General features: G+C 64.2%; 26 protein-coding genes. 19 read left to right on the top strand and 7 right to left on the bottom strand.

Annotation, left to right across the window (positions count from 1 at the left end; all coding sequences use genetic code 11):
* The first annotated feature begins 14 nt into the window (after nucleotides 1-14).
* The 12 genes from A9X00_RS28175 to A9X00_RS28120 all read left to right on the top strand — a co-directional run bounded on the left by A9X00_RS28175 (nucleotide 15) and on the right by A9X00_RS28120 (nucleotide 11,541).
* Complete coding sequence (locus A9X00_RS28175; RefSeq protein ID WP_067161330.1) at nucleotides 15-782, top strand: ABC transporter permease; 768 nt, start codon at nucleotides 15-17, stop codon at nucleotides 780-782.
* Nucleotides 779-1,627, top strand: a complete 849-nt coding sequence (locus A9X00_RS28170) for an ABC transporter permease (RefSeq protein WP_066939537.1) — start codon at nucleotides 779-781, stop codon at nucleotides 1,625-1,627. The genes A9X00_RS28175 and A9X00_RS28170 overlap by 4 nt, the downstream gene beginning before the upstream one ends.
* 2 nt (nucleotides 1,628-1,629) lie before the next feature.
* On the top strand, nucleotides 1,630-2,970 hold the full coding sequence (locus A9X00_RS28165; protein ID WP_067161329.1) for an MCE family protein: 1,341 nt from the start codon (nucleotides 1,630-1,632) through the stop codon (nucleotides 2,968-2,970).
* A 27-nt stretch (nucleotides 2,971-2,997) separates the two neighbouring features.
* Nucleotides 2,998-4,026, top strand: a complete 1,029-nt coding sequence (locus tag A9X00_RS28160) for an MCE family protein (RefSeq protein ID WP_156639200.1) — start codon at nucleotides 2,998-3,000, stop codon at nucleotides 4,024-4,026.
* A complete protein-coding gene (locus A9X00_RS28155) occupies nucleotides 4,023-5,372 on the top strand; it encodes an MCE family protein (protein WP_067161327.1) in 1,350 nt (449 codons plus the stop codon). Before A9X00_RS28160 ends, A9X00_RS28155 begins: the two co-directional genes overlap by 4 nt.
* Complete coding sequence (locus A9X00_RS28150; RefSeq protein ID WP_156772336.1) at nucleotides 5,369-6,664, top strand: MCE family protein; 1,296 nt, start codon at nucleotides 5,369-5,371, stop codon at nucleotides 6,662-6,664. The genes A9X00_RS28155 and A9X00_RS28150 overlap by 4 nt, the downstream gene beginning before the upstream one ends.
* Nucleotides 6,661-7,797, top strand: a complete 1,137-nt coding sequence (locus tag A9X00_RS28145; protein WP_067161326.1) for an MCE family protein — start codon at nucleotides 6,661-6,663, stop codon at nucleotides 7,795-7,797. Before A9X00_RS28150 ends, A9X00_RS28145 begins: the two co-directional genes overlap by 4 nt.
* Nucleotide 7,798: 1 nt before the next feature.
* A complete protein-coding gene (locus tag A9X00_RS28140) occupies nucleotides 7,799-9,262 on the top strand; it encodes an MCE family protein (protein WP_067161325.1) in 1,464 nt (487 codons plus the stop codon).
* Nucleotides 9,226-9,813 (top strand): mammalian cell entry protein, encoded by a 588-nt coding sequence (locus tag A9X00_RS28135; protein ID WP_156772335.1) that lies wholly within the window; start codon nucleotides 9,226-9,228, stop codon nucleotides 9,811-9,813. Before A9X00_RS28140 ends, A9X00_RS28135 begins: the two co-directional genes overlap by 37 nt.
* Complete coding sequence (locus A9X00_RS28130) at nucleotides 9,810-10,424, top strand: hypothetical protein (RefSeq protein ID WP_067161323.1); 615 nt, start codon at nucleotides 9,810-9,812, stop codon at nucleotides 10,422-10,424. The genes A9X00_RS28135 and A9X00_RS28130 overlap by 4 nt, the downstream gene beginning before the upstream one ends.
* Nucleotides 10,425-10,431: 7 nt before the next feature.
* Nucleotides 10,432-11,136 carry a CAP domain-containing protein gene (locus tag A9X00_RS28125; protein WP_232006972.1) on the top strand — a complete coding sequence of 235 codons (705 nt, stop codon included), beginning with the start codon at nucleotides 10,432-10,434 and terminating at the stop codon, nucleotides 11,134-11,136.
* Between the two features lie 78 nt (nucleotides 11,137-11,214).
* Nucleotides 11,215-11,541, top strand: a complete 327-nt coding sequence (locus tag A9X00_RS28120; RefSeq protein ID WP_232006971.1) for a DUF732 domain-containing protein — start codon at nucleotides 11,215-11,217, stop codon at nucleotides 11,539-11,541.
* Nucleotides 11,542-11,568: 27 nt separating this feature from the next.
* Here the strand turns inward: A9X00_RS28120 and A9X00_RS28115 are convergent, their stop codons facing one another.
* Both A9X00_RS28115 and A9X00_RS28110 read right to left on the bottom strand, forming a co-directional pair.
* On the bottom strand, nucleotides 11,569-12,261 hold the full coding sequence (locus A9X00_RS28115; RefSeq protein ID WP_067161314.1) for a class II aldolase/adducin family protein: 693 nt from the start codon (nucleotides 12,259-12,261) through the stop codon (nucleotides 11,569-11,571).
* A 1-nt stretch (nucleotide 12,262) separates the two neighbouring features.
* Entirely contained in the window at nucleotides 12,263-13,054 is a 792-nt protein-coding gene (locus A9X00_RS28110; RefSeq protein WP_067161311.1) for an IclR family transcriptional regulator, read from the bottom strand.
* A gap of 128 nt (nucleotides 13,055-13,182) precedes the next feature.
* Here A9X00_RS28110 and A9X00_RS28105 point away from each other — a divergent pair, with 128 nt between their 5' ends.
* The 5 genes from A9X00_RS28105 (at nucleotide 13,183) to A9X00_RS28085 (ending at nucleotide 18,253) form a co-directional block, all read left to right on the top strand.
* Nucleotides 13,183-14,811, top strand: coding sequence for a bifunctional 3-(3-hydroxy-phenyl)propionate/3-hydroxycinnamic acid hydroxylase (locus tag A9X00_RS28105; protein ID WP_232006969.1), 1,629 nt, complete (start codon nucleotides 13,183-13,185; stop codon nucleotides 14,809-14,811).
* A gap of 19 nt (nucleotides 14,812-14,830) precedes the next feature.
* Nucleotides 14,831-15,760: a VOC family protein gene (locus A9X00_RS28100; RefSeq protein WP_067161309.1), complete on the top strand. Its 930-nt coding sequence runs from the start codon at nucleotides 14,831-14,833 to the stop codon at nucleotides 15,758-15,760.
* 3 nt (nucleotides 15,761-15,763) lie between these two features.
* Nucleotides 15,764-16,582, top strand: coding sequence for a fumarylacetoacetate hydrolase family protein (locus A9X00_RS28095; protein WP_067161307.1), 819 nt, complete (start codon nucleotides 15,764-15,766; stop codon nucleotides 16,580-16,582).
* 118 nt (nucleotides 16,583-16,700) lie between these two features.
* A complete protein-coding gene (locus A9X00_RS28090; RefSeq protein ID WP_067161305.1) occupies nucleotides 16,701-16,958 on the top strand; it encodes a ferredoxin in 258 nt (85 codons plus the stop codon).
* A gap of 113 nt (nucleotides 16,959-17,071) precedes the next feature.
* Nucleotides 17,072-18,253 (top strand): cytochrome P450, encoded by a 1,182-nt coding sequence (locus A9X00_RS28085; RefSeq protein ID WP_067161303.1) that lies wholly within the window; start codon nucleotides 17,072-17,074, stop codon nucleotides 18,251-18,253.
* 262 nt (nucleotides 18,254-18,515) lie between these two features.
* Here the strand turns inward: A9X00_RS28085 and A9X00_RS28080 are convergent, their stop codons facing one another.
* Nucleotides 18,516-19,430 carry an SAM-dependent methyltransferase gene (locus tag A9X00_RS28080; RefSeq protein ID WP_067161300.1) on the bottom strand — a complete coding sequence of 305 codons (915 nt, stop codon included), beginning with the start codon at nucleotides 19,428-19,430 and terminating at the stop codon, nucleotides 18,516-18,518.
* Between the two features lie 64 nt (nucleotides 19,431-19,494).
* Between A9X00_RS28080 and A9X00_RS28075 the strand changes: the two genes are divergently transcribed.
* Entirely contained in the window at nucleotides 19,495-20,292 is a 798-nt protein-coding gene (locus A9X00_RS28075) for an enoyl-CoA hydratase/isomerase family protein (RefSeq protein WP_197515301.1), read from the top strand.
* A gap of 155 nt (nucleotides 20,293-20,447) precedes the next feature.
* Here the strand turns inward: A9X00_RS28075 and A9X00_RS28070 are convergent, their stop codons facing one another.
* The 4 genes from A9X00_RS28070 to A9X00_RS28055 form a co-directional block, all read right to left on the bottom strand.
* Nucleotides 20,448-21,314, bottom strand: coding sequence for an LLM class flavin-dependent oxidoreductase (locus A9X00_RS28070; RefSeq protein WP_067161296.1), 867 nt, complete (start codon nucleotides 21,312-21,314; stop codon nucleotides 20,448-20,450).
* 211 nt (nucleotides 21,315-21,525) lie between these two features.
* On the bottom strand, nucleotides 21,526-22,299 hold the full coding sequence (locus tag A9X00_RS28065) for an STAS domain-containing protein (protein ID WP_232006967.1): 774 nt from the start codon (nucleotides 22,297-22,299) through the stop codon (nucleotides 21,526-21,528).
* 310 nt (nucleotides 22,300-22,609) lie between these two features.
* A complete protein-coding gene (locus tag A9X00_RS28060) occupies nucleotides 22,610-23,782 on the bottom strand; it encodes a DUF4873 domain-containing protein (RefSeq protein WP_082975575.1) in 1,173 nt (390 codons plus the stop codon).
* Complete coding sequence (locus A9X00_RS28055) at nucleotides 23,779-24,684, bottom strand: diiron oxygenase (RefSeq protein ID WP_067161291.1); 906 nt, start codon at nucleotides 24,682-24,684, stop codon at nucleotides 23,779-23,781. Before A9X00_RS28055 ends, A9X00_RS28060 begins: the two co-directional genes overlap by 4 nt.
* 172 nt (nucleotides 24,685-24,856) lie before the next feature.
* On the opposite strand from A9X00_RS28055, the gene A9X00_RS28050 reads away from it, so the two are divergent.
* The coding region (locus A9X00_RS28050; protein WP_082975587.1) for an SAM-dependent methyltransferase at nucleotides 24,857-25,246 on the top strand (390 nt) is incomplete at its 3' end.

Genomic DNA, 25,246 nt, shown 5'->3' with positions numbered 1-25,246 from the left:
CAAGGCCACCGGGAATGATCGCGTGGGCCCGCGCAGCCAGGCCCGCCTCGGCGGTCGGGGGCTTCTTTGCGATGGCGCTGGATACCCTGATGCTCATCCCGCGAAAGCCATGGGCGTGGCGGGAGTTCCTACTTCAGTCCTGGTTCGTGGCAAGGGTGTCGTTGCTCCCGACGCTGATGCTGGCGATTCCCTACACCGTTTTGGTGGTCTTCACGTTCAACATCTTGCTCTTGGAATTCGGCGCCGCAGACTTCTGCGGGACTACCGCCGCTTTTGCCACCGTCACGCAGGTGGGCCCGATCGTCACGGTGCTGGTCGTGGCCGGCGCCGGCGCCACCGCGATGTGCGCCGACCTGGGCGCGCGCACCATCCGTGAGGAGCTGGACGCGCTGCGGGTGATGGGGATCAACCCGATACAGAAGCTGGTGGTGCCGCGAGTATTGGCGGCAACTCTGGTGGCCGTGCTGCTGTCGTCGGTCGTGATCACCGTCGGTCTGGTGGGTGGGTTCTTCTTTTCGGTGTTCATCCAGCACGTGACCCCGGGCGCGTACGCGGCCGGGATGACGGTGCTCACCAGGTTTCCCGACGTCGTGCTGGCCGTGATCAAGGCCGGGCTCTTCGGCCTGGCGGCCGGACTCATCGCCTGCTACAAGGGGATTTCGGTCGGCGGCGGGCCTGCCGGCGTGGGCAACGCGGTCAACGAAACCGTCGTGTATGCCTTCATGGCGTTGTTCGCGATCAACATACTCACCACGGCCATCGGCGTGAAGGTCACGCTATGACCGTCTCGCAGATGCCGTTTCCTTACCTGCAGCGGGGCCTGCGCCGCTGGGCGGGCGGATGGACCAGAATCGGCATCCAGACCCAGTTCTACGGAAGGACCGTCAGCTCCGTCGGCGATGTGTTCCTGCGCTATAAGCCCGAACTGCTGCGGTTGATCGCGCAGATGGGCCTGGGAACCGGGGCATTGGCGGTGGTCGGTGGAACGACGGTGATCGTTGCGTTTCTGACGATCACCACCGGGGCCCTGGCGGCGGTGATCGGCTACAACCAGTTTTCCGACATCGGGGTGGAGGCGCTGACCGGATTCGCGTCGGCCTATTTCAACGTGCGGTTGGCCGCGCCCTTGACATCGGGCATCGCCCTGGCCGCCACCATCGGCGCCGGCGCGACGGCGCAACTCGGCGCGATGCGGATCAACGAAGAGATCGACGCGCTGGAGGTCATGGGCATCCGTTCGATCGCTTATCTGGCATCGACGCGACTGGTGGCCGGAGTGATCGTCGTGATCCCGTTGTATTGCGTCGCGGTGTTGGCGGCGTTCGCGTCGGCAAAGATCAGCACCACGGTCATCTATGGGCAATCCACGGGCGTATACGACCACTATTTCAACACCTTCCTATATCCGATGAGTTTGGTGTGGTCGTTCCTGCTGGCCGTGTCGATGGCAGTCGTCATCATGCTGGTCCACACCTACTACGGCTACACCGCCTCGGGGGGACCCGCCGGAGTCGGTGAAGCAGTGGGCCGTGCGGTACGAACGTCGCTCGTGGCGTCGGGAGTTTTGACGGTCTTCATCTCACTGGCCATTTACGGGCAGTCCGGCGGATTCAACCTGTCGGGTTAGCCATGCCAGCCAATGCGAAACACCGTCACGTCCACCCGGCCTTGTGGGCGGCGGTTCTCATCGTGGTCGTACTGGCCTTCGTCTGGCTCTGCTCGGCCATGTTCGCCGGCGCGCTGAACACTTACGTACCAGTGACTGTCGCATCGGACCGCGCCGGTCTGGTCATGGAGACGGGCGCCAAAGTCAAGCTGCGCGGCGTGCAAGTGGGTCGCGTCGCCGGCATCGAAGCCGGAAACCCCATTCGCCTCAAGCTCGACCTCTTCCCCGATCAGATCAAACACATCCCCGCCAACGTCGAAGCCCAGATCCGCGCAACCACCCTGTTCGGCGCGAAATATGTCGACCTGGTCTATCCCGATAATCCGAGCCGGCAACATCTTTCAGCCGGGGCCGTGCTGTGGTCGCGCAACGTCACAACCGAGGTCAATACCGTTTTCGAGAACTTGGTCAAGGTTCTTCATCAGATCGACCCGCCCAAGCTGAACGCGGTCTTGACCGCCCTGGCCGAGGGGGTGCGCGGCCGCGGCGAGCGCATCGGAGAGGCCATCACGGCCAGCAATCACGTGCTCGGGGAGGTCAATCCGCGGATGCCAACGCTGGAGCGCGACTGGCGATCGCTCGGGGAGGCCGCCGGCGCGTACGGCGGCGCAGCCCAGAACCTCCTCGAGATCGTCAGGTCGTTCACCACCACCAGTGCCACCCTCACGGCTCGGGCGTCCGACCTGGATGACCTGCTCCTCAATGTCATTGGCGTTTCCCAAGCCGGAATTGACCTGCTCGCGCCCAACCGGGACCACCTGATTCGGGCGGTCAACGTGCTGCAACCCACGACCGATTTGCTGCTCAAATACAACCCCGAGTACACCTGCCTGCTGGTGGGTGCGAAGTCGTGGCTTGACAACGGCGGCTACAACGTCGCCGGAGCGCAGAACGGTCGCAGCATCCTGCTCGACGACGCGTTTCTTTTGGGTAGTGACCCGTACCGGTACCCCGACAACCTGCCGATCGTGGCGGCCAAGGGTGGTCCCGGCGGCAAACCGGGCTGCGGGTCGCTGCCCGACGTTGCAGCGAATTACCCCGTGCGGCAGCTTGTTACCAACACCGGTTGGGGTACCGGCCTCGACATCCGGCCTAATCCCGGTATCGGCTTTCCGGGTTGGGCAAACTTCTTCCCCGTCACACGCGGCACGCCCGAGCCCCCAAGCATCCGGTATTTCGGGCCTCCCGCGCCTGGGCCGGTGCCCTACCCTGGCGCACCCCCCTATGGCGCGCCGCAGTACGCACCCGACGGCACACCCCTCTACCCGCCGCCGCCCGGACCACCACCTGCGCCGTCACCGTGACGATGCGCGCGACGAAGGAACCGATCCGTGAGAGATAACCTGGCTGCGGCGACATGGCGTTTCGCCATTTTCGTCATGGTGTGCGGGCTCGCCACGTTCGGCTTGTTCATGATTTTTGCGCAGTTGCGGTTTCAAGCAGAGGTCACGTACAACGCCGAATTCACCAATGTGAGTGGTCTGAAGCAGGGCGACTTCGTGCGCATCGCCGGCGTGGAGGTCGGCAAGGTCAAACACATTGCGATTCGCCCGGATACCGTCGTCGCGGTGGAGTTTTCCGCCGACAACACCGTGACCCTCACCGAGGGAACCAGGGCGGTCATCCGCTACGACAACGTCATCGGCAATCGGTACCTGGAACTCTTGGAAGGAGTTGGCGGGGTCAAACGGTTGAGTCGCGGTCAGACCATCCCGATCGATCGCACCGAGCCGGCACTGGATCTCGATGCCCTGATCGGCGGGTTCCGCCCATTGTTTCGGGCACTGGATCCGCTCCAAGTCAATGCATTGTCTGGGCAGCTGATTCAGGCGTTCCAGGGCCAAAGTGACGCCATCAGCTCCTTTCTCGCCCAGACCGCCGAGGTGACCAGCACTTTGGCCAACCGGGACGAACTAATCGAACAGGTCATACTCAACCTGAACACGATCCTGGGATCGCTGGGCGACCAGAGCCAGCAGTTCGACAAAGCCGTCAGGTCGCTCGATGAGCTCGTCAAGCGACTGGCCGCGGGCAAGACGGACATCGCCAATTCGCTGGCGTACAGCAATGCGGCCGCCGGCTCGATCGCCGATCTGCTGTCACAGGCGCGCCCTCCCTTCAAAGACGTTGTCGCACAATCGCAACGGGCCAACGACATCGTGCTTGCCGATCACGACTACTTCGACAATCTGCTCAACACGCTGCCGGACGCCTACCAAGCGTTGGCGCGACAAGGCATGTACGGCGACTTCTTCACCTTCTACCTGTGTGAAGCCGTTCTCAAAGTCAATGGCAAAGGCGGTCAACCGGTCTACGTCAGACTCGCAAACCAGCCATCGGGGCGGTGCACGCCAAAATGAAGTCGTTTTCCGAGCGGAACCAAACCGTCATCGGCGTGGTGGGTATCACCGCGACGGCCGCGATCGTCCTAGCCGCCCTGGAGTATGACAAGTTGCCCATCTTTACCGCGCAAAAGGCCGACTACTCGGCCTATTTCGCCGAATCGAGCGGCATCGGCCCGGGCGCGCACGTACAGGTTTCGGGCTTCCAGGTCGGCGCCATCACCAGCGTCGAACTAGACGGTCCACGTGTCCTGATCAAGTTCAATGTGGAGAAGAACGTTCGCCTCGGTGATCGCACCGAGGCGGCCATCAAAGCCAAGAGCCTGTTGGGCGCGAAAGTGCTCGAAGTTACGCCACGCGGCGACGGTCAGTTATCCGGCCCTATCCCGTTGAACCGCACGACCCCCGCTTACCAGCTGCCGGACGCGCTCGGCGATCTGACCCAGACCATTCGGGGGCTGGACACCGATCGGCTGGACCAGTCGCTGAGCACCCTGGCCCAGACATTCAAAGACACACCCCCCAACCTCAAGGCGGCGCTCGACGGTGTCGCCCGGTTTGCCCAGACCCTCGACGAACGAGACAACCAACTTCGGAAGCTGCTCGCAAACGCCAACAAGGTGACGGGGGTGTTGGCCAAGCGTAGTGACCAAGTCGTGGAATTGATCGCCAACACCAACGCGTTGCTGATTGAGCTGCGGACGCAAAGTGCTGCGCTGGACCAAATCTCGGGCAGCATCTCTGCCCTCGCCAGGCAGCTGTCGGGATTCGTCAGCGACAACCGCTCGCAACTGCGATCAGCCCTTGACAAGCTCAACGGAGTGCTAGCGATCGTCGACAACCGCAAAGATCGACTACAGAAGTCGCTGAAACTACTCAACGCATACTCGCTGTCGCTTGGCGAGACGGTTTCTTCCGGTCCATTCTTCAAGGCCTACGTCGTCAACTTGCTGCCCGGTCAGTTCCTGCAGCCGTTTGTCGACGTGGCGTTCAAGGACCTGGGCTTGGACCCGAACACGTTGTTGCCTTCGCAGCGCACCGACCCGCAGATCGGGCAGCCGGGCACACCGCCGTTGCCGGTGCCGTTTCCGCGCACCGGCCAGGGCGGAGAGCCCAATCTCAGGTTGCCCGACGCGATCACGGGTAATCCCGGGGATCACCCGTGCCCGTTGCCCGGGCCGGGCTGTTATCCCTATCGTGAGCCGCCGCCGGCGCCGCCGCCTGGGGGTCCGCCACCCGGCCCCCCGGCGATCGCGCCACCGGATCTGGCCTCCGTTCCCGAACCCACTCCGTCACCGGTCTACGCGCCGGCGCCCGGTGAGGTGCCGCCGCCCGGTCAGACGCCGCCGAGGGGACAACGGTGAGATCACGTGCCGCCCGAATCGCGCTGGCCGTCGTCCTGTCGGCGACTCTGGCGGCGGGACTCGGCCTCGTCTGGTCGCTGCCGGGGTTCAACCGAACCCACGTGGTCGCCTACTTCGACAACAGCAATGGCATATTCGTCGGCGACGACGTCGTGATCCTCGGCGTCAAGGTCGGCCAAATCGCGAACATCGAACCGCAGCCCGAACGCGCCAAGATCAGTTTTTGGCTGGACAGCAAATACCCGGTTCCCGCCGACGTCAACGCGGTCATCCTCTCGCCGAAACTGATCACCTCCCGGGCGGTCCAACTGACACCGGCCTATACCGGCGGTCCCCGACTCGCCGATGGCGCCGTCATATCCCAAAGCCATACGGCGGTGCCGGTGGAGTTCGACGACTTGCGCCAACAGTTGGAGAAGCTGACGGAAAGCCTGCAGCCGACACAACCCGGCGGCGTCAGCCCACTCGGGGCCTTCATCGACACAACCGCCGACAACCTTCGGGGACAGGGCTCCCGGATTCGCGACACCATCGTCAAACTGTCACAATCGGTTTCGGCGTTCGGCGACCACAGCAACGACACATTTTCGACCGTCAAGAACCTCTCGACGCTGGTGGCCGCACTCCACGACAGCGCTGACCTGATGCGTCAGCTCAACACCAATCTGGCCGCGGTAACGGCGCTTTTCGCCAATGATCCCGATGAGGTGGGCAGGGCGGTCACCGACTTCAACACTGCGGTCGATGACGTCAAGGGATTCCTGGCCGACAACCGCGATGCACTGGGAGCCACATCCGACAAGTTGGCGAGCATCTCACAGGCCCTCACCGACAGTCTCGACGACGTCAAGCAGACGCTGCATGCTCTTCCGAACGTGGTGGGCAACTTCGTCAACATCTATGACCCGGCGCAGGGATCCATCACCGGTATCCTGGCCATCAACAACTTCGCCAATCCGATCTCGTTCCTGTGCGGGGCAATTCAAGCCGCGTCGCGGCTCAACAACGAGCAGTCGGCGAAGCTCTGCGTGCAGTACCTGGCACCGATCATCAAGAATCGGCAATACAACTTCCTCCCGTTGGGGTTGAACCCGTTCGTCACCGCGCAGGCCCGACCCAACGAGATCACCTACAGCGAGGACTGGCTGCGGCCGGACCACCGGCCTGACCCGCCGCCCGCCTCGCCCGAGCCGGCGCCGACGGCTCAGGTGCCGGCGGCTGAAGCACCGACACCCACCAATCCTGCTGACGGCCTGCCCGGCCTCATGGTTCCACCAGGGGGCAATCAATGACGAAGCGCTTCGTGCGCGCAAGCGCATTGCTGCTGTTGATTACCGTGATCGCCGCGATGCCGGGGTGCGGGTGGCGCGGGGTGAACTCGCTACCCCTCCCGGGCACTCAAGGGCAGGGACCGGGGTCCTACCAGGTGCAGGCCCAGATGCCGAATGTGGCCAACATCCAGCCTAATTCACGGGTCCGGGTCGGCGATGTCACCGTCGGCACCGTCACCAAAATCGAGCGACAGGGCTGGCACGCCTTGATCACGATGAGGATCAACGGCGACGTCGACCTGCCCGCCAATGCCACCGTGAAATTGGGGCAGACCAGCGTTCTCGGCACCGTTCACGTCGAGCTGGCCGCGCCCACCGACGCTCCGCCGCAAGGAAAATTGCGGAACGGCTCGCTGATCCCGCTGGCGCGTGCCGGCGCTTATCCGACCACCGAGCAAACGCTGTCGGTGGCCGCGATGTTCCTCAATGGGGGAGGGCTGGGCCAAGTCCAAGACATCACCAAGGCGTTCAGCACCGCATTCGGCGGCCGAGAAGAAGACCTGCGGGTCCTGATTCTGCGCGTCGACCAGTTCGTCGGCCAGTTGAATCAACAAAAGGACGACATCCTCACGGCGACCGACCGGATCAACAACGTGGCGAGCCAGTTCGCCGCGCAGCAGCCGGTCATCGACAATGGATTACGGACGATCCCAGATGCGCTGGCTGTGCTCAAGGATCAAAGGGAGAATCTTGTCGAGGCGTTCGACCGGCTCGGCAAGTTCAGCGCACTGGCCGCCGATTCCGCGAACAAGACCAAAGCCGCCTTCGTGCAGGAACTGCGCGATCTCGGTCCCGTGTTGGAGTCGTTGGCCAACGCCGGGCCCGCATTGACCAGATCGCTAAGCCTGCTGCCCACCTTCCCGTGGCCAAAGGAGGACATCGACAAGGTCTTCCGGGGAGACGCGGCCAACATCACCATGATCATCGACTTGACCTTGAGTCGGCTCGACACGGCGCTTTTCACCGGTACCCGCTGGGAAGGGAACCTCACCCAACTCGAAATGCAATGGGGCCGCACGATCGGTCAACTACCCAGTCCGGTCACCGCCGGCAACCCGTTGGTGGTTCCGTACCACCGGGACCAGGGACCGTGAGATGAATCTGAATCGGCGCATCAAGCTTCAACTCGCCCTGTTCGCGGTCATCGCCGTTGCTGCGGGTGCGGTGATGACCTTTCGCTATATCAGTGCTCCGGCAATGCTTTTCGGCGTCGGACGCTACACCGTCACCCTGGAACTTCCCCGCGCCGCCGGCCTGTATCCCAGCGCGAACGTGTCCTATCGCGGGACGGAAGTCGGACATGTCGAAAAGGTGGAGCTGACCGACGGCGGCGTACGGGCGGTGCTTTCGCTCAGATCGGACATCAAGGTCCCCGCAAACCTGCGCGCGGAGGTGCACAGCCAGAGCGCTCTGGGCGAACAGTATGTCAGTTTGCTGCCGCACGGCGGTGGCCCGTCGCTGAGAGACGGCGATGTGATACCGGCGACGGCGGCTTCCGTCCCACCTGATATCGATTCGCTGTTGGATGCCACCAACCGGGGATTGGCGGCCATACCGCGAGACAACCTCAAGACCGCCATCGACGAAAGTTACACCGCCGTAGGAGGCTTGGGTCCTGAACTCGCACGACTGGTCGGCGGCTCCACCCAGCTGGCGATCGACGCCGACAAGAACCTTGACCCGTTGACGACCCTGATCGATCGGTCGGCGCCGGTCCTCGATTCGCAGGCCGACACCGGCGACGCGATCCGTGCGTGGGCCGCACACCTGGCCACGATTACGGGCCAACTCCGTTCCAGCGACGCCTCGCTGGCCGGAGTCCTCCATAACGGCGGGGCGGCCGCCGATCAAGCGCGCCAACTGTTTCAACGGCTGCAGCCCACCCTGCCGGTACTGCTCGCCAATCTGGTCAGCGTCGGTGACGTTGCCGTCACCTACCAGCCGGCGCTCGAGCAATTGCTGGTGCTGTTTCCCCAAGCTGTTGCCAACGTCCAGGGCATGATGGTCGCCAACCGCAACACCAAACAGGATTACAAGGGCTTGTTTTTGGACTTCAAGCTCAACCTCAACCTTCCGCCGGTGTGCAACACCGGTTTCCTGCCACCTCAGCAGCAACGGATCCCCTCGTTCGAGGACCACCCGAACCGGGCCCCCGGTGACCTGTACTGCCGGGTCCCGCAGGATTCACCGTTCAATGTCCGTGGGGCGCGCAACTATCCATGCCTGACGGTTCCGGGCAAGCGGGCTCCCACCGTCAAGATGTGTGAGAGCAACGAGCAGTACGTGCCGCTCAACGATGGCTACAACTGGAAGGGCGACCCCAACGCCACCCTGTCCGGTCAAGACGTTCCCCAGTTGCCGCCCGGATCGCCACCTCCTGCTCAGAACGCCCCGCCTGCCGCGGCACTGCCGCCGCCAATCGCGGCGGCCGAATATGACCCGGCGACCGGCACGTACGTGGGGCCGGACGGGCATCTCTATACGCAGTCGGACCTTTCCCAAACTGCCCCGAAGGAGCGAACATGGCAGTCAATGTTGATACCGCCGACAAAAAACTAGAAGGACCGGCCGACGCCGATGGCCCTGAGGCACAGGACATTGGCGGTGACGTCGGCGTCGGCAGGGCGCATCGGGTCGCCAGGACAGCGCTGTGCGCCTCGCTGGCGATGGTCGTCGCGTTCGCCGGGTTGATCGGCTGGCTGAGCTACCGCGCTTATCAAGCACACCAGGACCAGTCACAGCGCAATCTCTTTCTGCAGATTGCTCGACAAGGTGCATTGAACCTGACGACGATCAACTACACGCAGGCCGAGGCCGATGTCCAGCGCATCGTCGATTCGGCGACCGGAACGTTCCGTGACGACTTCACCAGAAGATCGCAGCCGTTCATCGACGTCGTCAAACAAGCGCAGTCCAAGTCACAGGGCGTAATCACCGAAGCTGCGGTGGAATCGGCCGACAGCAATTCTGCGCAGGTTCTCGTGGCGGTGAACGTGAACACCTCGATCGCCGGGGTCGCCGAGCCGCAGCCGCGTGCTTGGCGGATGAGAATCGCCGTTCAAAAGGTCGGCGACGGCGCCAAGGTGTCCAACGTGGAGTTCGTGGCATGACACCGACCGACGTGACCGACCTGGTCGAGAAGATCGCCGAGCCAGACCCCGCCGACGACATGGAAGGCCCACCTGATCCAGAAGAAGACGCCAATGCGCCTGGGCGCCAAGGTGTCCGGCGCGCGGGCATCCAATGGCGCCGCGTGCTCGCGCTCGGGATCATGCCCAGCTTGGCGCTGATCTTGGCCATGGCCGCGGCTTACCTGAAATGGTATGACTCGTCGGCTCGCGACTCGCGTCTTGCCGCCGTCGAATCGGTGCGGGCCGCCAGCGAAGGCGCCGTCGCGATGCTGTCCTATCGACCGGACACCGTTGAGAAAGACCTGGGCTCGGCGCGAGACCGGCTGACCGGAGCGCTCAAGGACTCCTACAGCTCGCTGACCCACGACGTGGTCATTCCTGGCAGCAAGCAAAAGAAGATCTCGGCAACGGCCAGTGTGCCGGCGGCCGCGTCCGTCTCGGCTTCACCCAGTCACGCCGTAGTGCTGATGTTTGTCGATCAGACCATCGTGATGGGAAGCGATCCGCCCTCCAACACGGCTTCCCGGGTACGAGCGGCACTTGACAGGGTGAATGGCCGGTGGTTGATCTCCTCGTTCGATCCGATCTGAGCCGAGCATGTTGAACCTTCTGTGTATCCGAATCCCGAAGCCGCTCGCGGCGATTGGTGTGGCCGCCGCCCTGGTCGGTGTCCCCACCGCGCACGCTGACGGCGACAACAACACGCTGATATTGAACAATAAGCGGCTCAACGACGGTGTTGTCGCCAACGTGTACACCGTCCAGCACCAGGCGGGTTGCACGAACGACGTCACGATCAACCCGCAACTTCAGCTTGCCGCCCAATGGCACACCCACGATCTGATGACAAACCGCGGCCTCGACGGCGACATCGGCTCCGACGGATCCACACCTGAAAAGCGCGCCGAGGCAGCAGGATTCCGCGGACGCGTGGCGGAGACGGTGGCCACCAACCCGGCGTTGGCAATCAGCGGCATGGAGGTGATCAACCAGTGGTACTACAACCCTGCCTATAAGGCCATTATGGCCAATTGCGCCAACAGCCAAATCGGCGTGTGGTCCGAGAACAGCCCCGACCGCACCGTACTCGTGGCCGTGTACGGCCAGCCGCAGCAAACGCCGAAAGCGCCAGGGATCCCGGCAAATACAACGGTGCTGGCCGGCCCGCCTACCGGCTCACCCGATATCCCGCTCGACCCCAGTCCCGACTACGACGCCAGTGACGAACTGGAATTCGGTACCAACTGGTTTGCCTGGATCCTGCGGGGTGTCTACCCCCCGCCCGGTTATCCGCCCAACTAGTCAGAACCTGGCCGACTTATCATGAGAGACCTACCGATCACGAGACACTGCTCGGCTGCCGTCTCGCTGCTCGCCTCGGTGGCCGCCGCCGGCGCTGCGGTGATGCCGGCGCCGCGGGCGTATGCCGCCCCGGCACCCGAGGTGGAGTATCTGTACAACGTGACGGCACGCCGGCACTACAGTTTCCCCGACAACGACGCGCTCGGTTATGGCCATGGAATCTGCGCCAACGTGGCTCGGGGCGAGAGCTACGGTGAAGTAATGGCCGAAGTGAAGCGCGACGTGACGCCTAACGACGAGTTCGCGGCCAACTATTTGGTGTCGTATGCAGTGAATTTGCTTTGCCCTGGCGAGATCTGGCAGTTGCGTAACTCGGCGGCCCACTATCAGCCGCCCGCGGGGTAGTCGCGGATCACCGTCCACAACTTGACATCATGTCGCGCGACCCGAACGGCGCACGAGGTATTGCCACCCGGCGTCGAATTGCGTGTGATTCCATGCCTGATCGCGTTTGAAGTGGGTTTCCTTCTCGTCTGACCACTGCTGGGGCCCGCCGGCTGCCGCGGCCAGCAGCTCCGTGCGACATGCGCTTTCCAGCAGGACGGACAGCATCACCGCTGTCGCTGCGTCGGGGCCTACGGTGACGGAACCATGATTCGGAATCAATATCGCACAGGCGTCGCCCAACGTTTTGGCCAGGGATCGTCCTAACTCGGGAGTAGCGATGAGGGCACCGGTTTCGGTGAACCGTGGGATCTGGGGATGGGCGAACGGGACCCCGTCATGCGAAATCGGATGCAGGTCGCGCCCCAATGACGAGAAGGCGTTCACCGCGGGGGAATGGGTGTGCACGACGCAGCCCACGTCGCCTCGCGCATCCATGATCTGGGTATGGATATGGAATTCGAGATGTCGCCGGCCCTCGCCGGACAACACGCTGCCGATGGGATCCACGAGAACGACTTTCGCGGAGTCAATCTCCTCAAAGGCCCAGCCGGAGGCCTTCATCCAGACGCCACGGCCCTCGGGGTCACGAATCGATGCGTGCCCCCATACCATGTCACTCAGCCCGGCGACTGCCAAGGCGGCACTGGCAGCCACGACGGTTTCGATTGGATCGTCCATCTCAGATATCGGCGACGGATAGTTGTTCCGTAATGGTTGCGGCAGTGGCTTTTACCGCCAGTTTCACAGATTTGATCGCGGTGCGCGGTATCCGTGAGGCCAGCGCTGCGACGCTGACCGCCGCGATGACGTCGCCCCGGGCGCTGTATATGGGAGCTGCCACGCCGAGGATTTCCTCGTCGAGCTCGCCTTGGGAAATCGCCGCTCCGTCCTTGCGGATCTGCGCCAAGCGCGCTTGTAACTGCCCCGGGTCGGTAAGGGTCTTGGCGGTAAATCGTTCCAGGGGCGCGGCGGTAAGCACGCTGGCCACCTCGTCCGGGGGTGCCCACGCGAGCAGTACCTCTGCGGCGGCACCAGCGTTGATCGGTAGGACGTGACCACGTTCGTAGGACAACCGCACGGGACGCGGGGCTTCGACAAGTTCTAGACAGACGACGTAGCGACCCGAACGCCGGGTAAGCAGCGCCGTTTCGCCGACGGCGGACACCAATGACCGCATCGCCGGCACCGCGATGTCACCCAGGCTGGTCCCGGCGCGCGCCAACCGGGCAAGCTCGAAAATGCGTGGGCCCAACCGAAAGCCACCCGCGGCCTCCTCCACGAAACCGGCGTTGACAAGACTTTGCATGTACCGGTAACCCGTCGAGCGTGCCACACCGATCCGGTCGGCAATTTCTGCCCCGGTCCACACCAGCTTCTTTTCGTTGAACAAAAGCAAGATGTCCAGCGCCCGATCGGCCGTGGAATTTCGGTCTCGGTAGCGAGACGTCGTAGGCGCCGGTAGTCCTGGCATACAGGACACAGTACCTGAAAAAGAGGAGTCGCGAAACGTCCCGCCCGAGCGCCGGGCCCGAGCCCATATGTCCTGATATACAGGATTAATATTTCGATTTACGCGCGACCTGCTATTAGGCTGCGTGCGTGCCCGATGGAAAAGGGATCGTCGCGCCGAGATCGGATCCCGGAGCCCTCGATGTTGTGGTGTGCGGTGCCGGTCCGGTGGGGCTGACCGCCGCGGCACTGCTGGCACGGCGCGGACTGAAGGTGGCGGTGCTTGAGAGGAACGAGGCGACCAGCGACGAACCAAAGGCCATTAGCATCGATGACGAAGCCTTGCGGGTATTCCAGCAGGCCGGGATCGTTGACGCCGTGCTGGACATCGTTGTTCCCGGCACCGGAACCAGGTATTACGACAGCGCGGGCTCGCCTTTGTTCCACGCCCGCGCCGCCTGGCCCCTCCGATTTGGCTATCCGTTCAAAAACCCCTTCGCCCAACCAGATCTGGAGAAGGTCCTTGTCAGCACTCTGGCTGCCTTACCGAACGTGACCCTGCACTTTGGCACGGAAGTGACCGCCGTCGAGCAGACCGCGAACGGAGCGCGGGTGTGCGCTTCGCATGGGGCGCAACGGCACTATTTCGATGCCACCTACGTATTCGGTTGTGACGGTGGCAGATCGGCGATACGCCAGATGCACGGCGTGACGATGAGCGGACGCTCTCACAGCGAAGTGTGGTTGGTTGTCGACACCGTCGCCGACACGCATACGGAGCGTTACGCGATGCACCATGGTGATCCTCACCGGCCACACGTCATTGTCCCGGGCCTGAATGGACGATGCCGCTACGAATTCCGGCTTTTCGACGGTGAGGGGGACACGGGGGTCGACCCGCCGTTCGAACTCATCCGCCACCTCGTCTCGCGCTATCGCGCACTTCAGCCAGAGCATATCGAGCGCGCAGTCAACTACCGGTTCAACGCCCTCGTCGCAAACCAGTGGATGATCGGTCGCTCTTTTCTGCTCGGAGACGCCGCGCACATGATGCCGCCGTTCGCAGGCCAGGGCCTCAACTCCGGCATCCGCGACGCCGCCAACCTCGCCTGGAAGGTCGCCGATGTGATCGACGGCCGGTTGGACGAGGGTGTGCTGGACAGCTACGAACGTGAACGGCGTCCACATGCGGCTGCGACGGTCCGGCTATCCGAGCAACTGGGTCGGATTGTCATGACGACGTCGAAGCGCATGGCGCAACGCCGCGATTCACTCGTCAGAATGGCCGTGGGCACCTCCGAGGGTCGTAATTACCTCGAGCACATGCGCTACCGGCCACTGCAGCACTACACCGAAGGCCTGGTTATCGGCGCCGATCGCGCTGACCTTGTCGGTGTCCCCATTGGCCAGCCGTTGGTATTCGACTCGGCCGCCCACCGCTTGGGGCGCCTCGACGACATTCTCGGCGATGGGTGGGCCATCCTGGCAGTCGACTTACTCGACGACAAGTGGTGTGGACTAGACGATGTCATCCGCGCCTTCGACGTCACTACGGCGGCCGTAACCACTCGAGATACATTGCCGCACAGCACCCGTCGGGTGCTTATTGACGTCGACCGCGGCCTGCAACGTGAACTGAGTGATTACACGGGACGCTTCGTGCTCTTGCGACCCGACAGATTCGTCGCGGCCGCTTGGCTTCCACCTGCCTCACCGGAGATCTGCGCTCAGCTTCTGCGGTGGAGCGCTCACAACGTTGCGGTGCCTGCCGCGATCTAGGACAAGAAGGGCTCTCTCGATGGACAAGCCAGATCGGGTCGTTCTACAGGAACGCGACGCCGCAGGACTGCTGCGCCACACTGCGGTGTCGCACATAGGTTTCAGCGTTCCCGACGTTGCCGCCGCCGCTGACTTCTATGGCCGGGTCCTCGGGCTGGTCGTGCACGAGGATCTGCCGGATGGCGGGTTAAGACTGGGCTGGGGCTGTGGACACCACGTGATCGAATTGATCGCGGGTGAATCCGCCCTCAGGCACTACGGGTTCGAGGTCCGAGACGACCATGGGGTAGAGGGAATCGCCAAGAGGCTTAACGCGGCAGGTCACCAGGTCAAGGATCTGTCTGAGTCCTACATCGACAGCTCGGTCGGATCGCCAATCGGCATCGTGGTGCCCGATCCGGACGGCACACCGGTCCACTTCCACAGCGCCGTTGAACGTCAGGGTGAGAACGCCGCCGACACCGGGCGACGGCCGATCAAGTATCAGCACGCGACGCTGGGTACCGCCGATATCGGCGCAATGGTGGCCTTCTTCGTCGGCTGCGTCGGATTTCGGATATCGGACCAGCTTGAGGACGGCAGATTCGTCTGGCTGCGAAGCAACCGGGACCACCACACTCTGGCTGCGGTCAACGTCGGTCGCAGCGGAGTGCTCGATCACTACTCTTATGACCTTGCCGAATGGGAGGACTTCAAGGCGTGGTGTGACCGCTTGACCGATGCTGGCGTCGACGTCACCTGGGGACCCGGCCGACACGGACCCGGAAACAACCTCTTCATTTTCTTTGATGACCCCGCCGGCACTCACGTCGAACTGTCGGCGGATATGGAGAAATTCCATGATGACCGCGTCACTTACGTTCCGCGGCAATGGAAACCGATACCGCACTCGGTCAACCTGTGGGGCGGCCAACTGCCCACGTGGCGCAAAACCAGTCAGGAGAAGTGAGTCATGGCATACGCGACATACCTACACGATGGCCAGAGCCGGGTCGGGGAGGTTCGTGGCACGCACCTGGTCCCGCTGACGGGCGTAGCAGAACTGGGAGCAACGACCACCGCCGACGTTCTAGCGGATGCGGCGCGGGACGAGTCTTCGATCGTGGCGATCAGTGACGCCGTGTTTCGACCCGTCGTTCCCAATCCGACCAAAGTCTTCTGCGTCGGCCTGAACTACCGCGACCACGTCTTGGAAACCAAACGCGAACTGCCCAGCTATCCAGTGCTATTCCCGAAATACGCGTCGAGCCTGATCGGCGCTCACGACGACATCGCCCTACCGGCGGAATCCACCCAGGTTGACTACGAAGGCGAGATGGCGATCGTGATAGGCCGAGCTGGGAGACGTATCCAGCGATCGGACGCATTGGCCCATGTTCTCGGCTACACCATCGCCAACGACGTCACGATGCGCGACTTTCAGTACAAGACACACCAGTGGATGCAGGGCAAGGTGTGGGACGCCTCGACGCCGATCGGGCCCTACCTCGTTACTCCCGATGAGATTGACATCGAGCAAGCGGGTATCCGCACCGTTCTCAACGGCGAGAAAATGCAGGAATCCGAACTGTCGCAACTGATTTTCGACGTGCCCGAACTCATCGCCACGATCTCCACCTTCTGTGCCCTGCGGCCGGGCGACGTGATTCTCACCGGAACCCCCGGCGGTGTGGGTTACCGGCGCGACCCCCAAGTGTTCCTCAAAGAGGGTGACCGGATCTCGGTTGAGATCGACGGAATCGGTGCAGTCTCGAACCTGGTGCGGCGATGACCCGTCCTGCTATACAGGACGACGCTCTTGACTTGCAGATCAGCCGTCTTAACGTTGACCGCAGGTGTCAGCCAGATCACACAGTCGCGACGCCGGCTTGGACCACAGAAGGAGACGCATGGGTGTCCACGGACCATTTCGGTTGAGCGTCGACAGGTCCAAGTGCGAGGGCCACGGGATGTGTGAGCAGGTGGCGCCCAACTTAATTCGCCTGAACGAGGACGCCGAGCCGGTGTTCGACAAAGGCGACCTTTCGTCGGCGGACAGGCCGATGGCCGACGCGGCGGTGCATTGCTGTCCAGTTGCCGCACTGAGTATTTACGAGGTTGAGAAAGGTGAGACGGCGCGGGACGACGCGCCGCTTGCCCACCGATGACGTCAGTTGCGGCGACCCCATCAGCCGCTCGCGCCTCCTCGCACGAAGCCCCCCAATAACCGGATTCGACCAAGCCCAGCCGCGCAAGTTGCGATAGACCGAAGGACGCTCTGATGACCCAAATCAACACAATCCCGCGATCCGACGTGGACTTGTTCTGCGACGAGGTGATGGATGACCCGTATCCCGTGTTTCGCGAGCTGCGTGACGCAGGACCGGTTGTTTATCTGGACCGGCTCGATGTGTGGGCGATAACGCGGTATGCGGAGGCGCGCCGGGTTCTCGGTGACTGGCAGTTCTTTTCGTCGGCCGACCTCGCTCTCAATGAGCAGTTCAACGCTTACATCGGCGACGGGATCATTCGCTCCGCCCCACCCCTGCATGATCAACAGCGTGACGTCCTGGCGTCGCGGCTGTCCCCACGCGCTGTTCGTGAGCTTCAGCCGAAAATCGAAAAGCGCGCAAAGGAAATTGTTTCCGCGTTGGCCGAGGCCGGTTCCTTCGACGCGGTTGCGGACCTCGCGAGGACATTTCCTCTCGAGATCGTCGCCGACCTCATCGGGCTGCCACGCCAGGGCCGTGAGCGTCTACTCGAGCTGGTGGATGCGAATTTCAACTGCTTTGGTCCCGACAACGACCGCACCCGCGAATCCGGTCCGAAGCTGGCCGAATTGGCACAGTACGTGATGGCCAACGCGACCAAGGAGACACTGGCCAAAGACAGCATGGGCGCGGCGGTCTACGACGCCGTCGAGGCGGGGTGGGTGCCGGCCGACGCCGCACCTTGGCTGGTGATGGCCTACGTGACCGCGGGAATCGACACGACGGTGCACGCCATCGGCCACACCTTGTGGCTGTTCGCGAAGCATCGCGACCAGTGGCAGGAGTTGCGGGCCGACCCCGCACTCGTTCCGGGGGCCTTCCGGGAGGTTTTGCGCTACGAGTCGCCGGTCCAGGTATTCGGTCGCACAGCAACCGATGAGTGGATCGTCAACGGCACCACTGTGCCGGCCGGATCGCGGCTTGCGGTCTTGTTTGGTTGCGCCAACCGTGATGAGCGCAAGTGGAAAGACGCCGACCAGTTCGACATCCGTCGGGACAACATCGACCAACTGGCCTTCGGCTACGGGCTGCACGCGTGCGCCGGTCAAGCACTCGCAAGGATCGAGGGAGAAGCGATCCTTGGAGCGCTCTTAGAGAGCGTCAGCGACATCGAAGGCGACGTGCCGGTGCGTCACTACAACAACGTTCTGCGCGGCCTCGAGTCGCTACCCGTCAGAGTCACCAGGGCCTGATCGCTCTGTTGGATCAATAAGTCCGCAGTATGGTGTCCTAGGGGAGCATGGGCCCCTTCGCGACTACACGTATCTGCATGCTGCAGGCAGGGTGACTCGAAAACCTCTACGAGACACCACAGTACAAAATCGCAAGGATCGTCGGCAATCAATCGTGTCACGAAATCATTTGGCGCACAGCTTGACACGAATACGGCGAGGTCCACCTGACATGAGATAACATATCTCTCGAGAAGGGGTGTCGGCAGTTGCACTTTCGCGGCTAGGTCTTGATCGCCCGCACGAAATTGATCGTGGCGGCCGGGCCGTGCTCGGCCTCGAGAAGGTCCGGCAGGCCCGCCGCGGCGAAGAGGTCGGTGAGCCCGTACCTGCTCGTGTCCCACCCGTCCGCCTGCAGGTGCGCGGCGACGTCGGTGTGCTTGCCGGGGTAGGTCAACGCGGCGATGTCCATGTCGAGCCCGTGGCGGCGCCAGCCCTCGGTGGTGCGCTGCGCCTGTTCCTTGGACCGCTGCGAAGCGTCGTTGAGCGACCCGTAGTCGGCCGCGAAGCGGCTGCCCTCGGCCGACAGCGGGGTGATCGAGTCCAGCAGGCGGACCTCGGCGTCCGGCGGCAGCCACCCGATGAGCACGCCCTCGGCCAGCCAGGCCGTGGGCCGGGCGGGGTCGAAGCCGGCGTCTTGGAGCGCCGTCGGCCAATCCTCGCGGAGGTCGATGCCGATGGCGCGCAGTTCGGCCGTTGGGGCCGCGCCGATCTCCGACAGCGTCGCGGTCTTGAAAGCGATCACCTCGGGCTGATCGATCTCGTACACCGTCGTCCCGGCCGGCCACGCAAGCCGATACGGGCGGGCGTCCAAGCCCGAGGCGACGATCACCACCTGGCGCACACCCGCCTTGCCGGCCGCGGCGAAGTAGTCGTCGTAAAACCGGGCGCGGGCGGCGAACGTGTCGACCATGCGGGGGAATGGGACGTCCCTCTCGAGGTCGTCGGAATCGAGCTCGCCGCTGGCCAGCTTGGTGAACACATCCAGGCCGACGGCGCGGACCAGCGGCTCGGCGTACTCGTCGGTGATGACCGGCTGCGGACGTCGGGTGGCGGCCGCGCGCGCCGCGGCGACCATGGTGGCGGTGGCGCCCACGCTGTTGGCCAGGTCCCAGGAATCACCCTCGCTTCGTGTCATGGTTGCATGCTAGGCCGGGCCCCTGAACATCCGCTGTGTCGCTTACGGTTCACGTATGCCCGCAGTGGAATTCGAAACTCTCGAGGACAACATCGCCTGCATCACCCTGAACCGCCCGGAGCGCCTGAACGCGATCGACGGGGCCCTGATCGGCGGGGTCGACCAGGCCCTCGACGCGCTCGGCGAGGGCGAGCACCGGGTCGCGATCATCACCGGGGCGGGGCGGGGCTTCTGCGCCGGCGCCGATCTCAGCGGCACCGGCGAGGCCTGGACCAAGTCCAGGCCGACGAGCCCGCCGTTCAAGGTCAACTACGACTCGCAGGTGCGTCTGGCCGAGCTGTTTACCCGGATCTACGAGCTGCCCATCCCGGTGATCGCCGCGGTCAACGGCGTCGCCGTCGGCGGCGGGCTTGCCTTCACCCTCGTCAGTGACATCCGCGTCGCGTCCGAGAACGCCCGGTTCGGATCGGTATTCATCAAGGCCGGCTTCTCGTCGATGGACATGGGCACCAGCTACCTGCTGCCCAAGATCGTCGGCGCCGGCGTCGCGCGCGAGCTGATGCTGACCGGCCGCATCATCGACGCGGCGGAGGCCTATCGCATCAAGCTGGTGCACGAGGTGGTGCCCGCCGACGACCTGATGGCCGCGGCGCTGCGCAAAGCCCGCGAGATCGCCGGGAACAACGCATATGGCGTGTGGCAGACCAAGATTGGGCTCAATGCGGCGCTGGACGCGCCGAGCCTGCGCCACGCCATCGAGCTGGAGAACCGCACCCAGATCCTCAGCGGCTTCACCAACAATCCGACCGAAGCGGCCATGGCCCACATGGAAAAGCGCGCCCCCAAATGGGATCCGCTGTGAAGGCTAGACTTTGGTCTTCGGACGTTGAGTGTGAAGCCTGGGCTTTGGGTGTGACTCCTGGGCGGCGACACGCGAGGCAGCGCGCCATGGGTTCACACTGAAAGCCGTCAGCTCACACTGAAGGCCCTCGATTCACACCGAAGGCGCTGTGACGGCTAGAGCTTCGCGATGACGTTCTCGGCGAACATTTCCAGGTTGCGGATCTTGCTGTCCAACGGCTCGGTGTCGGGCCCCTTGATGTAGGGGATGCGGAAGCCGACGATGACGTCGGTGACGCCCTTGTCCTCGAGCCGCTTGATGCCGTCCGGGGTGTAGGCGTCCACCGAGATGACGTGGATCTCGAACGGGCCGGTCTTGCCGGCTTCCTCGCGGTACTGCTTGAGCTTGGCGAGCAGCGCGTCGAGTTCCTCCGGATCGCCGCCGCCATGCATCCAGCCGTCCAGGCGTGCAGCGCGCCGCAGCGCGGCGTCGGCGTGCCCGCCGATCAGGATCGGGATCGGCTTGGTCGGGGCCGGGGTCATCTTGGTCTTGGGGATGTCGTAGAACTCGCCGTGGAATTCGAAATAGTCGCCGGTGGTGAGGCCCTGGATGATCTCGATGCATTCGTCCATGCGCTTGCCGCGCTTGGCAAATGGGACGCCCAGCAGTTCGTAGTCCTCGGGCCACGGGCTGGTGCCAACTCCGAACCCCACCCGGTTGTCGGTCATCGCGGCCAGTGAACCGATTTGCTTGGCCACCAACGCGGGTGGCCGGATGGGCAGCTTGAGGACGAAGAAGTTGAACCGCAGCGTCGACGTCACCGCACCCAACGCCGACGTCAGGACGAAGGTCTCGATGAACTCCTTGCCGTCCAGGAATTCGCGGTTGCCGTCGGGGGTGTACGGATACTTCGAGTCGGACTCGAAGGGGTAGGCGATGCTGTCGGCGATCGTCATGGCGTGGTAACCGGCCGCCTCGGCCGCCTTGGCCAGCGGGATGTAGTAGCGAAAGTCCGTCATCGCCTCTGCGTAGGTGAACCGCACGTCATCCGCCTTCCTGGAGGGACCGTCACACGAGATTAGAACGTGTTCTACTTTTACCCGTGCGCGGGTCCCCGAACAAGGTGCCGTCTGGTCAGAGCTGAATTGCCAGACTCCTCCTCACCCCGCTGACGCGGGGCGCATCGTCGTCTGGCTAGAGCTGAATTGCCAGACTCCTCCTCACCCCGCTGACGCGGGGCGCATCGTCGTCTGGCTAGAGCTGATTCTCGGGCCCGATGACGGCCCAGACCGTCTTGCCCGACGCCGTCGGGGTGCTGCCCCAGGCGCGTGACAACGCGTCGACGATCGCGAGGCCGGACACGTCGATGCCCTTGTCCGGCGACGGCAGCCGCAGGGCGGGTGTGCTGCTGGTGTCGGACACCGCGATGGTCGCCGTCGCGCCGTCGGTCTCAACCCGCATCATCGGCACGCTTCCGGTGTGCTCGAGCACGTTCTCCACGAACACGTTGACGACCACCAGCGCGACCGGGATGAGCGCGGACTGCGACCAGGTGGTCAGCCACTCCCGGACCAGTCGGCGTGACTCGCGCAGACTGGTGAGGTTGGCGGGCAGTTCGGCGTCGGCGTGCCGCACGGTGCGGCTGGTGAGCCGGTCGAGCGCCTTCATCGCGGACTTCTCGGTCGCGTACACCGACATGAAGCGGGCCACCTCGCTGCGGGTGATCGCCTCGCGGGCGGCGCGGTCCGCGCACACCAGCACGATTGGAACGCCGGGCCGGATGTGCGCCTGCCAGCGCACGCCGATGAAGCTCGACCAGACCGATTCCGCGGGCACCTGCAGACGGGAGACGTTGACGAGGACGGCGGACGGCTCGTCCAGCGTCGCCTTCGTGATGATGTCGCGCAGCGCCGCCGAGCTGTTGCTGTCGAGCACGCCCTCGACCGTGAGCACGACGACCGACTGCTCCGTGCGCGTCGCAACGGCCAGCGAGCTCGGTGACTCAGCTACCGCGCTCACCGCAGCCACCCCTTTCCCGTCAGGGCTTTATCCTCGCCGACCGCACCCCGGCAAGCCGTGTCATTCGGGTGCGCGTGTCTCAATAGCAATTTAGGCGCCGCATTCCCAACGTGAAAGAAGGGCGGATGCGATTTCCTGATCCGGTCCGCTGCCATATCCCCCGCTCCTCGAATTCCCGCCCGCGAATTGTTTGAGAACCCGCCCCCCGGCGGCGAAAACCGCCCGTCTCCTGCAGCACACCCCGTGAGATGAAAATGAGACTAACGCGGTTACCCGAACGTCACGATCGGCAAACCTTCGAAATACGACGCCGTGGCCCTCAGCTCAGCGCATACGGCGGAGCGCCGACCCCCGCCACCGTGTGCGTGCCCCACGGGGTCTGCTCGATGATGCGGGCCGGCGCGCTGCACTCGCCGACCGTCAGGGTCGCGGTGCGTGCCTGCCTGAGCCAATCGTCGGGCAGCGCCGCGGAACCGAAGACCGTGCCTTGCCAGTGGTAATGGCCGTCGATCGGGTCCAGGTGCCCGGCGAGACGCACGCGCACCGGATGGTCGGATCCGGCGATCGTCAGCGTCGCGGTGCCCTCGTAGGTGGCACCGTTGCCGGACGCGCCGGACGTCAGCTCGAACGCCGACACCACCGGCTGGGGCTCGGCCGGCCGCACGTAGACGCGCTCGTTGAACACCCGTTGGCTGCTGCGGCGCACCTCGATGCGGGTGCTGTCGGTGCGCTCCATCAGCGTGATGCATTCGGCGACATAGCGTGCCTGCGCGCCGGTGTCGGGCCCGGTGATGAAGAAGTGGTTCGGCAAGCCGCGAACGGCGACCCCGAAGTAGGGCTCCATGCCATCGGCCAGCGTCGCGCCCGACATCGGGTCGGGCGCCGCGAACCCGGTCCCGTAGATGATGGCGTCGGCGTCGTGTTCGGCCGCGTCGGCGGTTCGGATGCGCGATGCGGTGACGGCGACGACGGGCGATCTCACCAGCGCGGGCCGCGGCGTCGCGTCGGCGGTCGGTCGGATGCGGCGACGCAGCCAGCGTTTTGCGCGGGTGGCGGGCAGCGGCAGCTCGTCGACAACCCGGCGCGGCGGGTGCGCGAAGACCGTGACCGAGGCCGCCGATTTCAGCAGCCGCGGGATGTGATGACCGGCGGTGGAATCGGCGCCGACGACGGCGACGCGCTTGCCGGTCGGGTCGAAACCCGACGGCCACTGTGCCGCGTGAAACGACTCGCCCAGGAAGTCGTCGCGCCCGGCGATGTCCGGTATCCACGGGACGGGTCGATCTGCGGCGACGACAACGCGGGCCCGCACGCCTTCGTCATCGGCCGTCGTGATCAGCCAGCTGTCGGTGGCGTCGTCGAACCGTGACCCGAGCACCTCGCGGTCGAGCGTCGCGACGTCGGTGATGCCGGCCGCCCGCAGGGCCGCCCGTGCGCTGTCTCCCGCCCCAACGACGAGCACCCGATGGCAGCGCACGGGCGACTGGGTCATAGGAATCTGCTGCGCTTCCAGCCGCGCCGCGCGATCGGGCCCAGCAGGCCCACCTCGGTCAGAAACGCCGCCAGCGGAGCGAAGCCGGCAACCTGCATCTCGCGGCGGTGTGCGCTGGTGCGCGCGGTCTTTCGCGCCCGCTTCGCGTCCAGGCCCACCCGCGCGTACGGGATCGGGTTGCTGAACAAGTAGTTGAAGAAGTACCCGCCCAGCCCGTTGATGTTGGCCATGAACCAGCGGTTGAGCCGCGGCATCTCCGCGGCGCGCTTGCGGGCGCCGTCGCGGGCGAACTGAATGTGGCGGGCCTCTTCGGTGACGTGAATCCGCATGAGCCGCTGGATGATTGGCTGCAGTTCGGGATCCTCCATCATCTGCCGTTGCAGCGAGTCGAAGATCTCCTCGCCGATCAGCGCGGCCATCCACAGCATCGAGCCGCGCTGGAACGCCAGCGGCAGCGCGTTGATGATCCACCGGTGAAACAGCCTCGGCCGCACCGGTTTTGCGCCGATGCGCTCGATGGCCTTGCCGAACATGACCATGTGCCGGGTCTCGTCGCCCAGCTCGGTCAACTTGTAATGCGTTGAGGAGCTGGTGGGATCCTCGTGCAAGATGGTGCGCAATAGCGACTGGTTGAGCATGTTCTCGAACCAGATACCGGCCGACAGCGTGTTGACCAGTTCCTGGCGCGACAGGTCGATCTGCTGCTCGCGGGTCATCTCGTCCCACATCGGGGTGTTGTACAACGACACCAGCCGCGGCGGCAGGTAGAACTTGTCCGGGTCCAGCGGCGCGTCCCAGTCGATGTCGACCACCGGCTCGTAGGACTTCTTGACCGAGCCCTTCAGCAATCGGTCCGAGAACTCCTCACGACTCGGCCCGCCCGGCTTCACCGCTGAGGTCATAGCGCCGCTCCTCCTCATCGCTTCGCTCTGCATCGTCTCGGCGCGAGTCATTGGCTGGCGTCCCTTCATTGGGGTTGCTTCAGTCGGTACCCATGGTATCGGGTACCTAGGGTCCCGGCTAGCCCCTCGAGGTCTCGATTCGGCACTCTGATTTAAGCAGTGAGGAGGCTTCTTGGCTCGGCATATTCACGTGATCGGCATCGGCGCCGGCGACCCGGGCTACGTGACCGTTCAGGCCATCGAGGCGCTCAACGACACCCAGGTGTTCTTCGCGATGGACAAGGGCGAGGCGAAAAGCGACCTGGTCGCGCTGCGACGCGAGATCTGCGCCCGGTTCATCCGGCAGCCCGGGTACCGCTTCGTCGAGCTGCCCGATCCCAAGCGGTCCACCGAGGCGGCCTATCGGGAGGCGGTCTCGGATTGGCACGCCGCGCGGGCGCGGGTGTGGGCCGACGCCATGGCCGCCGAGCTCAGTCCCGACGGCGTGGGCGCCTTCCTGGCCTGGGGCGACCCGTCGCTCTACGACAGCACGCTGCGCATCCTCGACGCCGTCCGTGCCGAG

The organism is Mycobacterium sp. 1245805.9, from assembly GCF_001672915.1.
Taxonomy (GTDB): Bacteria; Actinomycetota; Actinomycetes; order Mycobacteriales; family Mycobacteriaceae; genus Mycobacterium.
This window is presented reverse-complemented; position numbering and strand designations above follow the sequence as displayed.